At 64.8% G+C, this 10,416-nt stretch carries 10 protein-coding genes; 5 read left to right on the top strand and 5 right to left on the bottom strand.

From position 1 onward, the window contains the following. Window positions 1-272 precede the first annotated feature (272 nt). Both C8K44_RS25945 and C8K44_RS25940 read right to left on the bottom strand, forming a co-directional pair. Window positions 273-941, bottom strand: a complete 669-nt coding sequence (locus tag C8K44_RS25945; protein WP_245417640.1) for a DUF2182 domain-containing protein — start codon at window positions 939-941, stop codon at window positions 273-275. 198 nt (window positions 942-1,139) lie between these two features. Further along, entirely contained in the window at window positions 1,140-1,778 is a 639-nt protein-coding gene (locus tag C8K44_RS25940) for a DUF1326 domain-containing protein (RefSeq protein ID WP_109578645.1), read from the bottom strand. Window positions 1,779-2,034: 256 nt separating this feature from the next. Here C8K44_RS25940 and C8K44_RS28205 point away from each other — a divergent pair, with 256 nt between their 5' ends. The 4 genes from C8K44_RS28205 to C8K44_RS25920 all read left to right on the top strand — a co-directional run bounded on the left by C8K44_RS28205 (window position 2,035) and on the right by C8K44_RS25920 (window position 5,855). Beyond that, window positions 2,035-3,714 (top strand): HAMP domain-containing sensor histidine kinase, encoded by a 1,680-nt coding sequence (locus C8K44_RS28205; protein WP_146204014.1) that lies wholly within the window; start codon window positions 2,035-2,037, stop codon window positions 3,712-3,714. 3 nt (window positions 3,715-3,717) lie between these two features. Continuing rightward, on the top strand, window positions 3,718-4,299 hold the full coding sequence (locus C8K44_RS25930) for a response regulator (protein ID WP_109578643.1): 582 nt from the start codon (window positions 3,718-3,720) through the stop codon (window positions 4,297-4,299). Window positions 4,300-4,462: 163 nt separating this feature from the next. Beyond that, the gene (locus tag C8K44_RS25925; RefSeq protein ID WP_109578642.1) at window positions 4,463-4,951 is read left to right on the top strand and encodes a heme-binding protein; all 489 of its coding nucleotides are present in this window, start codon (window positions 4,463-4,465) and stop codon (window positions 4,949-4,951) included. 202 nt (window positions 4,952-5,153) lie between these two features. Next, a complete protein-coding gene (locus tag C8K44_RS25920; protein ID WP_109578641.1) occupies window positions 5,154-5,855 on the top strand; it encodes a DUF1013 domain-containing protein in 702 nt (233 codons plus the stop codon). A 66-nt stretch (window positions 5,856-5,921) separates the two neighbouring features. Here the strand turns inward: C8K44_RS25920 and C8K44_RS25915 are convergent, their stop codons facing one another. Together C8K44_RS25915 and C8K44_RS25905 are read right to left on the bottom strand one after the other, a co-directional pair. Beyond that, window positions 5,922-7,385 carry a serine hydrolase gene (locus tag C8K44_RS25915; RefSeq protein ID WP_199227212.1) on the bottom strand — a complete coding sequence of 488 codons (1,464 nt, stop codon included), beginning with the start codon at window positions 7,383-7,385 and terminating at the stop codon, window positions 5,922-5,924. A gap of 217 nt (window positions 7,386-7,602) precedes the next feature. Beyond that, window positions 7,603-8,481 carry an NmrA family NAD(P)-binding protein gene (locus tag C8K44_RS25905; RefSeq protein ID WP_109578639.1) on the bottom strand — a complete coding sequence of 293 codons (879 nt, stop codon included), beginning with the start codon at window positions 8,479-8,481 and terminating at the stop codon, window positions 7,603-7,605. Between the two features lie 88 nt (window positions 8,482-8,569). Here C8K44_RS25905 and C8K44_RS25900 point away from each other — a divergent pair, with 88 nt between their 5' ends. Further along, entirely contained in the window at window positions 8,570-9,502 is a 933-nt protein-coding gene (locus C8K44_RS25900) for a LysR family transcriptional regulator (protein WP_199227211.1), read from the top strand. 145 nt (window positions 9,503-9,647) lie between these two features. On the opposite strand, the gene C8K44_RS25895 is transcribed toward C8K44_RS25900, so the two are convergent. Continuing rightward, window positions 9,648-10,364, bottom strand: coding sequence for a YafY family protein (locus C8K44_RS25895; RefSeq protein ID WP_109578637.1), 717 nt, complete (start codon window positions 10,362-10,364; stop codon window positions 9,648-9,650). Window positions 10,365-10,416 lie beyond the last annotated feature (52 nt).

Here is a 10,416-nt window from a genome sequence, read left to right as displayed (position 1 = left end):
GAAATCCGAAATCTCCATAAGCCGTCGCCTGTGGCTCGCGGGTTCCTGCATGGGAGGCTTTCGTACGCCTGCCGGCACCCGAAACCCTTCATCATCTAGGACACCCGCACCGACTTCGTCGGCGATCAAGATCAGACATCGCGAGTGAGTATATCATGGGCGAGTTTGTGCCAGAAATGGACGCGACGCTCGCGCCGCATCGCTTGCCCTATATCCGACCGGTCGCTTGTCGGCATGAGCGTCTCGACTTATCGACCGACAGGTGAGCGGCCTTAACCACTCATCCAAGGCAGCTCAATCACGCCGAGCGATACAAAGATCCCGAGACCCACCAGCGCAACGCCCAAAGCACCCTCGAAGCGACGGCCACGCGGCAGCAGCTTCTCGACGAAGACGACCAGCGTCAGAAGCAGCATCCAGGCGACGCTCATGACGCCGGCGGCAACCAGCACGGCAAACAGCGCCCAGCAGCACCCAAAGCAATAGATGCCATGGCGCAGCCCCATCACGAGCGCACCAACCCGGCCGTCGCGCCAGTGCTGCGCAACGAAGGCGAGCGGCGACCGGCAATGGCTCAGGCAGATGTGCTTGAGGGACGTGAACTGGTAGAGCCCGGCGACGCCAAGCGTGGTACCGAGCGCGACCGGCGCCCATTTCGACCGCTGAGGCGGTTCGAGGCTTGCCGCAAACTCGCTGCCGAACTGGACCAGGACATATACGAGAAGGCCTGCCGCCGCCCAGACGAGCATGTAGCCCGCGACGAAGATCCATGTCGGGATGGCCACGTTCTGTTCGCGTCTCGCCTGCGCGGTCGCGAACATAAAGATCATGGGCGATGCGGCAGGCAGCATCATAGCCGCCATCATCACAGTCCACACAAAGACAAAGGTGGCAGCGCCAGCAACTGACCAGCCGCCGGCGGCGATTCCGGCCATAGCCATGCCAGCCATCCCTTCCATACCCTGCATCCCGCCGCGCACGGCGATTCCCATGGGCATGTCCATGCTGAAGCTCTGGTAGAGGGTGAGCACCCATGCCCCAGCTGTCAGCGCAGCGAGCGATGCAAGGAGGCCCAGCGGCATGCCACGAGGGACAAGCCACCATTTCCTGGGGAGCGGGTCAGGCAACGGCGCGCCGCCCTAGTTCGGGCCGGTCCAGTCGAACGGAATGTGCTTGCTCGATCGGGCCGTGCCCGTCCAGTCGAGCCCGAAGCCTTTGGTGCTCACTTCTACGGAGCGCCCCCAGGTGGCAACCTGGCCCGGGCCAACCTCCGAGCCCGGCGGGTTGATTGTCTGCACTCGCTTGCCGGGCGGTGTGGTTGGACCGGAAAGCGCTTCTGCGCGCCCGACGACGCGGCCGGGAATTTCGACCCGCCACGTGGCGAGGTCGCCTGCTACCTCAAAACTGATCGGCACGAACTCCATGCCACGCATCTCGCCGATATTGGCCGCAAAGCCCGCCGGCCAGCCGCCGGCCTGGCCGCCGAAGATCACCTGCAAGGCATCGCGCTGCCGCTCGTTCGCCTTCTCGTCGATGTACATGCCCATCACGGCCTTCGCCTCGCCAGCCCAGAGATTGCCTTCGAACTCGCCGAGTGCCACGAGCGTCAGGCCGTCTAGCTTCACGCCGCCATATTGACCCTCGCGCACATGCCAGGCGAGCACGCCTTGGCAGTGATTACCCGTCGGCCGCTGTGCGAACTCGCAAGGGCAAGGGATGTCGCAGCTGCAGATGTCGAACCAGTCGCCTGCGAGCCGCCATTGAGGCACTGCATTCATGGCTGTCCCTCCTGGAAATTCAGGGCCAGAGTATACGCCGATGCCGGGTCACAATCCAGCAGCCGGGTCGTTCGCTGTTAGACTGACCGCCCAGCCACAAGTCACCGCTTGTGCCCGGCAACTGCTCTCAACAGCGAGCAGAACATGTCTGCATCGCTTGATAAGTTAGCATTTGCCGTTAAACAGACAGTCCGTTCCTTTCTGATTGGTCCTCAACTATGGTGGTGTCGATTTCTGGCCCCAACATTAGCCCCACGTGACCTCACCCCTCTCCAATCCCCGTCTCCTCGCCCTCGTGCTCTGGCTCGCCGCTCTCGTCGCGTTCGTGGCCGCCTCGGTGGAGACGTCGCGCACGCGCTTGGCCGACGAGCTGGAGGTCACCGGGCGGACGTTGCATCGGCTGATCTCGCAGCGGGTGGCGCAGCATGATGCGCATCTGACCACGCTGATCGCGCTGTCCAGCGGGGCCGAGCCCGCGCCCGACGGGGCCGTGCGGCAGGTGATGGAGAGCATTTCGCGATTTTATCCCCGTATCGCCTGGCTGGCGCTAGTTTCGCTCGGACCCGAGGGGGCGGGCGCGGCTGATGGGGGGGCGGCTGAAGGTGCATCGCAGCCGGCAGGCATTACAGCGGGTGCGGAGACTGAGGGGAGCGGGGCAGCGCAGCCGGCAGGCGTTGGCGCTGGTTCGGCCGGGGGTGTTTCCGTGCGCGAGGTGGTGGCGGTGCCTGCATTGGGCGGGGTCGATCTGGCGCCGCTGGCGGAAAAAATCGCGGGGCAGGTGCGGGGCAGGCCGAGCGTCTATGCTGCTGGCGAGGGGCGGTATCTCCTGGCCAAGCGCGCGCCTGAAACTTCCGACCTGGCCGTGGTGCTGATGATCGATGCCACGAAGCTTGTCGAGCCGGAGGAGCGGCCCGGGTTTGCGCATCTGGTGCTCAGCCTCGACGGCAAGGCCTTGGTGGACCTGCCGGCCGATGCTTCGCTGGGATCTGGGGTTTTGTGGCTGAAGCCGCCGCATTTCGAAAAGGTGATCGACGGCGAGGGGCAGCGGCTGTTGCTTTCGCTCGACCGGTCGCTGCCTTTGGCGGCATTGGTGCCGCCGGGGCGGTTGCTGGGTTTTGCCGTGGTGGCGGGGCTTTTGGCTGCGGCACTGGCCTTCGGGCTTGGGCAGCGGGCGGCGGTGAAGCGCTCGTTGCTTGCGGCGCGCGAGGCCGAGGAGCGGCTTGCCGTGCAGGAGCGGGAGACGCTTTTGGCGCATGCCTCGCGCGTCAACGCCATGGGGGAGCTTGCGTCGGGCATCGCGCATGAGCTGACGCAGCCGCTGACGGCACTTCTGAGCCGCAGCCAGGCGGCACTGAGGTTGGCGCGGGCGGAAAAGCCTGACATGGCGAAGATTTCAGGCGCGCTCGACGTCAATGTGCGCGAGGCCAAGCGCGCCGGCGAGATGCTGAAGCGGATGCGCGACTATGCCTCCAACAAGGCGCCTGAGCGGGCGCGGCAGGATTTGAACGCGATCGTTGCCGAGGTGGTGGCGCTGACGCGCACCGACCTCGAGCGGCGCGGCGTGGCGCTGGTGCTGGAGCTTACGCAGCCAGCACCCGAGGCGGTGGTCGATACGATCGAGATGGAGCAGGTGCTGCACAATCTGATCCGCAACGCGGCGGAGGCGACGGGCAGCGGCGGGGTGGTGACGATTTCGACCGGGCGTGTGGGGCGCGAGGCGAAGATCGTGGTCAGCGACAACGGGCCGGGGATTGCTGCGGAGGTCTTGCCAAAGCTGTTTGTACCGTTCTTCACCACAAAGGCCGACGGCATGGGGCTGGGGCTGTCGCTGTGCGCGACGCTTGTCGAGCGCGTGGACGGGCGGATCGCTGCGGAGACTGTTGCCGGCGGCGGTGCGCGGTTCACGGTGACGCTACCGCTGGCGCGGGAGGCATAGGGCATGCACAGGGTCTATCTTGTCGACGACGACGAGGCGGTGCGCGAGGCGCTGGCCTTCTTGCTCTCGACCTATGGCATTACGGCGGAGACGTTTGGCGACCCGCAGACCTTCCTGGCGCATGTGGATGAGAAAAAGCCGGGCGTGCTGGTGGTGGATCTGCGCATGCCCCTGGTGTCGGGCCTGCAGCTTTACCAGAAGCTTGGGGAGCGCGGCATCGACTGGCCGACGATCATGATCACCGGGCATGGCGACGTCGCCGCCTGCCGGCGCGCCTTCAAGGCCGGCATCCAGGATTTCCTGACCAAGCCGATCGACGGCGAGGTGCTGGTCGATGCGCTGCAGCAGGGGTTCGCCAGCCTCGATGCCGGGTTGGAAAAGCGCGAGGCGCGGACGCTTTTGGCCAAGCTGACGGAGCGCGAGCGCGAGGTGCTCGACATGGTGGCGCGCGGCTGGGCGAGCAAGGAGATCGCCGCAAGCCTCGAGCTGTCGGTCAGGACCATCGACGCGCACCGGGCGAAGATCGCGGAGAAATTGGGCACGAGTTCGGTGGCCGAGCAGGTGCGGCTGGCGCTGGCATCTTAGTGGACCGGACGCAAAACCGGCGTCCACTTTTGCTGGCCTCGCGCGCCGTAGGTAATCCTACCTAGGCCAGGTGGTGGCATCGCGGATTCTGCGGCGCGGGTGGATTGGGTAGTTCTGGTTCAGGACAAGCACGACGCTTTTCCCTGAAACATCAGGACAGGTCATGATCAAGAACATCCTCCTCGCAGCCGCCGCCACTGCCGCCGTCACCGGTGCCGCTTCCGCCCAGGTGCTGACCGAGAAGAACATTTCGTCGAGCCTCGCCGTCGAGATCGCGCAGGGTGCTGTCGCTGCTTGTGCCGCCGACAAGTACAATGTGACGGCCGCCGTGGTCGACCGCGCCGGCGTGCTGCGCGCACTGGTCCGCGCCGACAATGCCGGCACGCACACAGTTTCCGCCGCTGAGGACAAGGCCTTCACCTCGGCCTCGTCGCGCACCCCGACGTCGAAGATGGCCGAGAACGTGCAGAAGAACGCCGGTGCCGCCGGCCTCGTCGACATCAAGGGCTTCCTCGTCCTGGCGGGCGGCATGCCGATCAAGGCTGGTGACGCGGTCATCGGTGCTGTTGGCGTCGGCGGTGCACCGGGCGGCAATTTCGACGAGGCATGCGCTGTCAAGGCGATCGAAGCCGTTGCCGACAAGCTGAAGTAAGCTTTCGCCTGGAATGACGGGCCCCGTCTCCGGTTCGCGCCGGGGCGGGGCCTTTTCGTTTGAAACGGCGCGTTTGCGGGCAGTTCCAAAATCGTTGCGGTGGCGGGCGAATACGTCTATATACGGCCCGAATTTCCCATTTTCTGGTGGCTTGATCCACCGCCCGCGTGAGGGACGCGGGCGAGCGAAGAGGATATATCGCATGGCCAATACGCTGCTTATGCCCAAGGCGACCGCCGTCTGGCTGGTCGACAACACAGCACTTTCGTTCGACCAGATCGCGCAGTTCTGCTCGCTGCACCCGCTCGAGGTGAAGGCTATCGCCGACGGCGAATCGGCCCAGGGCATCAAGGGCATGGACCCGATCATGACCGGCCAGCTGACGCGCGCCGAGATCGCCAAGGGCGAGGCCGACATCAACCACCGTCTCAAGCTGTCGGACCCCAAGGTTCGCGTGCCCGAGACCAAGCGCAAGGGCCCGCGCTACACGCCGCTGTCCAAGCGCCAGGATCGCCCGAACGCCATCTACTGGCTGGTCAAGAACCATCCTGAGCTCAAGGACGCGCAGATCTCGCGCCTCGTCGGCACCACCAAGGCGACGATCGAGCAGATCCGCGAGCGCAAGCACTGGAACATGGCGACGCTGACGCCGCTGGATCCGGTGGCACTCGGCCTGTGCTCGCAGATCGACCTCGACATCGAAGTGCAGCGCGCCTCGCGCGGCCGCGAAGCAGCCCCCGCGGTCGGCGATACGCTCTTGCCGGCAGCGCTGACCGAGCGCCTGACCCCGGACCAGGCCGCGCCCAAGGACGAAGACAAGGAACTCGACGCCAACGCCGTGTTCGCCAAGCTTTCGGCCCTGCGCTCGAAGACGCCCGACGAGGACGAAGACGACAAGTTCTGAGGGGTTCTCCCCCGCAGCAAAAAGCCCCGTTTCGACGGGGCTTTTTTTTGTTCCGCGACCTGGGGATTAGTCCGGCATGCGGGGGGCGGGGATGTCGCGGCCGAACCGATGCAGGACGAGGCTGGGCGATAGGCCTGCTGCCGGGGCGGTGAAGGTGACGGCTGCCTCCACCTCCTTGTAGAAGAAGCGATGCCCGCCTTGTGAAAACAGCCGCTGCCTGGGCTGGCCGGTGAGCTGGCCAAAGAGGCTGTCTTGGTCGCGCATGACGGTGAGGATCACGTCCGGCGCGAGCCGGTAGCGGCCGATGTAGTTGTCGAAGAGCTTGGGATCGACCTCGACCTCGGCGCGGCGCGGCTTGGGCTTGGTGAGCGGGATCTCGGGATTGAGCAGATGCAGGCCGATGTCGCTGACGCCGGTGTTGGCATTCGACAGGACAACGACGCCGGTCTTCATGACGGGGTGGACGCCGATGAAGGCGCTGTAACCGCCGGTGCCGCCATCGTGCCAGGCGATCTCGCCATTGCTGCTTTTCGTGACGACCCAGCCGAGCGCCGCGGAGGTCTCCTGTTCGCCGATCGCCCGCCGCGTGGCCAGCGTGTCGGCAACGGCCGTGGCAAGCGGCGTCCTGTCCGTGCTGAGTGCCATTGTGAGGAAAGTCAGCAGGTCGTTGGCCGTCGAGCGCAAGGCACCCGCGCCAGCGAATGCCGGCAGGTCCCAATTCGGCGCGATTTCCAGCATCTCGTTGTGGCCGGTCGCCATCCGCCCGCTTAGCCGCGGCGTAAGCTCGATCGTCGTGCTGTGCATGGCGAGTGGGCCAGTTATGCGCTCCCGAACCAGGGCTTCATAATCCTTGCCGGCGCGCTGAGCGAGTGCCTGGCCTAGCAGGCCGGCTCCAAGATTGGAGTATTCATATTCGGAGCCGATGTCGCGCGGCAGCTGGTAGCTCGACACGAAGGCAAACATCTGTTCGGTCGTGTAATCGGCATAGGGGTTGGTTTCGTCGGTTGGTTCGAAATCGTAGGGCATGCGCGGCAGGCCTGACGTGTGCGTGGCAAGATCGGCAAGCGTGATCATCTTGCCGTCGCGTTCTGGAACCGCGATATTCATGGGCAGGTGCTTGGCCAACGGATCGTTGAGTGCGACTTCGCCGCGCCGCGCCATGTCGGCCAGAAGCAGGCCGGTGAACAGCTTGGTGACCGAGCCTATTTCATAGACCGTGTCGCCGTCGACCGCCCGCGGATCGATACCACCGAAGCTGCCATGGGCGATGATGCTGCGCCCGGCCGGACCGATGGTGCCAACGACGATACCGACGCTTTGCTTTTGATCGTCGATTCTCTCGGCAAGGATGCGGCTGATTTCCGCGTCGGCGGGAAGCTGAGCCGCGGTCGCGCTGTTGGGAGCCGTCGCGATGAATGGCCTTCCCATCTTGCGGTCGAGATAGAGCAGGCCGCCGGCGAAGGCTGCGACAGTGGCTATCGAGGCGATGGCCACGATGGCGCCTGAAATGGCGGAAGCTTGTTTTTTCATATCGATGAGGTCTCTGGCGCGGGCATGCCGATGTTGAAACTTTGAGCAGGCACGCGTGTTTGATGGTTGCAGATTGCAAGAGCATTGCGACCATCGGGCTTGGCGCGGCTTGCCGAGCGCCTGAGATCGAGTGGGCCGATCGAGCTTGTAGCCTCGGCCTGGATGGTCAAGGCCACTGAGCGGCAGCAAATGACCGGCCCATCTATTCAGCTGAGGGTCAGCTGCCGGCCGGTTCAGCCGTTGCGACAATGCGCTCTATGGCTGTGGCCAGAGAAATAGTGCCGCGCCGGTGTTCACTGTCGCTCTGGCGCGTGAACAGGCCGTTGGCGATCCCCTCAAACATCCCGAGAAGCGCGGTCGCCACCTCCGTGGGCACGCCTTCTCCGTATAGAATCGCGGCGCGCTGTTCCGACGGAACAAGTATCGGCGTTATCGGCCGGCCGAGAACTTCCGCGAAGACCGAAGCCACATCGCCGGCGCTCCAGTCTTCCGGTCCGGCCAGTTCCACGACCCTTTTGCCGGTCCGGTCCTGGCAAAGAAGGGCTGCGGCCGCTCGGCCGACATCGATCGTGCTCACCATCGGGATCTTCTGCGTGGGTTCGAGAAAGGTAGGCAGCACGCTGTCCGACATGACGGTTTGCGCCACTTCACTCCAGGTCTCGACAAAGTATCCTGACCGCAGGAAGGTGGTCGCCGGAGCTGCTCCGGCAAGCAGCGCTTCGAACCGATTGAGGGTCGCAATGACGCCTATGCCGGAGGCATGCTGCGCTCCGATGGACGACAAGACAACGGCCCTGGGCAGACGTGCACGGCGCGCTGCGTCGGCAAGTGCTGCGCCAAGTTCCTCGGTGCGCGCATAGGGATCACCGTTCACCGGTGGCGGATTGAGCAAGAAAGCGGCCTGCGCGCCGCTCAGCCCGTCGACCATGGCGTCGGCATCCTCGATGCCAGCGACAGCCACCTCCGCGCCGAGGGCGGCCCATTTTTCACCTTGTTCCTTGCGACGCAGGACGACACGCACGGCCTCGCCGCGTTGGATGAGTGCGCGCGCCGTCTCGCCGCCGGCGCGTCCGTTTGCTCCAAGCACGACATACATGATTGCCACTCCCTCATTGTTAACTTCGACAAGGAGATGGATAGGTCCAGGCTTTCCATGCGTCCAATGCATGGATTATATAGTCATCATGCGCGAAGTGGATTTACGCCGGATCGACCTCAACCTGTTGGTGGCGCTCGAGGCGCTGCTGGACGAGAAGAACGTCACCCGGGCCGCTCATCGGCTCGGGATGAGCCAGCCTGCGGCGAGCCGCGCGCTCGGGCGGTTGCGCGCGCTGTTTTCGGACGCGCTGCTGGTCGATGGGCCGGGCGGCTATGTGCTTTCCTCCCGGGCTGAAGAAGTACGTCCGGTGCTGAGCTGGATACTGGCGGGCGTCGGAGAAATGCTGGAGGCCAATGCGTTCGATCCCGCGACGGCGACGGGTCGAATCAGGCTTCTTACGCCCGATCTGCAGGCCGCATCGCTCGCGCCGTATTTGCTCGCCCGCCTCGCCCATGAGGCACCGTTGCTTGACCTCGACATTGACGCGCCGGGTTCGCACGGCCTCGATCTGCTGGAGCGGGGCGACGCGGATGCGATGGTGGCCCTGATCGACGAAGCGCCGGCGGGCATCCGCCGACGCCGTCTCTATGACGAAGAACTCGTGACGCTGATGCGAGCGGATCACCCTGCTCTTGCCGGAGAATTCACGCTCGAGCGCTTTCTGGCGCTTGAGCATATCGTGGTGAGCGTCACCGGGGTTGGGCCCGCACCTGTCGATGAGGTGCTTGCGCGTATGGGACGAACGCGGCGGGTGAAGCTGCGCGTGCCGAACTTCTTCGCGGCTGTCGAGATCGCCGCTCGCTCCGACCTCATCATGACACTGCCGTCCAGCCTGGCACGGGCGGCCGCCAATATGAGGCGCCTGGTGTCGTTGCCGCCGCCCTTCGATCTCAAGAGTTTCACGATGAGTCTCGCCTGGCACGCGCGCCAGCAAGACGCGCCCAGGCACATATGGCTGAGACGTGTCATTGTCGCCGCGGCGATGGACATGTCATCGGTGGCTGACGTCGGAAGCTGAAGCCGCAAAGCGGCCTCGAGCGGACCGATCGAGTTTGTCGGCCGGCCATGCAGGTTCGGCGCCCGATTGCTTGTGACTTTGGCCCAGAAAAAGGGCCCGGCTTTTAGCCGGGCCAGCCAAGCGGAACTGACGTTGGGAGGATGCGTCAGCCGCGGAAACTGCGGTCGGGCGTGCCGAAGGATTCGCTACGTTCGACGCTGCGATAGTAGTCGACGAGTAGCTTGCCGCGCTCGGGCTTGAAGGTGCGGCCGGCGGATGCGACCGAAGAGATGCGGTCAATGCGGAAGGCGCGGAAATCATTGCGCATCTCGCACCAGGCGATCAGCGTCCATACCTTGCCCCAGAACCACAGGCCGAGCGGGCGCACATCGCGCGCCGAGCCGCGACCGGCTTCGTCGCTGTAGTCGAGCTTGAGCACCTGGCGCCTTTCGACGGCACGCTCGATCAGGTCGATCGCCTCGCGGTCGGCGTCGGAAACCACCCACATCGGTGTATGGATTTCGGTGCGGGCGATGCGGTCTTTTTCGGAATCGGGCAGGACAGCGCCGATCTTGACCAGCGCCTCGTCGGCCGCCCGCGCCATGGCGGCGCCGCCAAAGGCCCGGACCATGCGGGCGCCGGCAACCAAGGCTACGATTTCGTCTCGTGTGAACATCAGCGGCGGAAGGTCGAAGCCTTCCCTCATCATATAGCCCACCCCGGCCTCGCCATCGATCGGCACACCCGTCGATTGCAGGTCAGCGATGTCGCGATAGATCGTGCGCTCGGAAACCTCGAGCCACGCGCCCAACTTGTGCGCGGTGACCAGGCGGCCACCACGAAGATGCTGTACGATCTGGAACAGCCTGTCTGCGCGTCTCATCGAAAACCCCTCAAAGTCTCGCGCTGTCGTTTAACCAAGTGGGGGCGCTTGG

Origin of the sequence: Aminobacter sp. AP02, from assembly GCF_003148805.1 — a bacterium.
Classification (GTDB): Bacteria; Pseudomonadota; Alphaproteobacteria; order Rhizobiales; family Rhizobiaceae; genus Aminobacter.
Note: the sequence above shows the minus strand (reverse complement) of the source record. Positions and strands in the feature narration are given on the sequence as shown.

Excerpts from the sequence above, each read along its gene's own strand:
- C8K44_RS25945 (WP_245417640.1), bottom strand. The coding sequence starts at position 941 with ATGGCTATGGCCGGAATCGCCGCCGGCGGCTGGTCAGTTGCTGGCGCT.
- C8K44_RS25940 (WP_109578645.1), bottom strand. The coding sequence starts at position 1,778 with ATGAATGCAGTGCCTCAATGGCGGCTCGCAGGCGACTGGTTCGACATC.
- C8K44_RS25930 (WP_109578643.1), top strand. The coding sequence starts at position 3,718 with ATGCACAGGGTCTATCTTGTCGACGACGACGAGGCGGTGCGCGAGGCG.
- C8K44_RS25925 (WP_109578642.1), top strand. The coding sequence starts at position 4,463 with ATGATCAAGAACATCCTCCTCGCAGCCGCCGCCACTGCCGCCGTCACC.
- C8K44_RS25920 (WP_109578641.1), top strand. The coding sequence starts at position 5,154 with ATGGCCAATACGCTGCTTATGCCCAAGGCGACCGCCGTCTGGCTGGTC.
- C8K44_RS25915 (WP_199227212.1), bottom strand. The coding sequence starts at position 7,385 with ATGAAAAAACAAGCTTCCGCCATTTCAGGCGCCATCGTGGCCATCGCC.
- C8K44_RS25905 (WP_109578639.1), bottom strand. The coding sequence starts at position 8,481 with ATGTATGTCGTGCTTGGAGCAAACGGACGCGCCGGCGGCGAGACGGCG.
- C8K44_RS25900 (WP_199227211.1), top strand. The coding sequence starts at position 8,570 with ATGCGCGAAGTGGATTTACGCCGGATCGACCTCAACCTGTTGGTGGCG.
- C8K44_RS25895 (WP_109578637.1), bottom strand. The coding sequence starts at position 10,364 with ATGAGACGCGCAGACAGGCTGTTCCAGATCGTACAGCATCTTCGTGGT.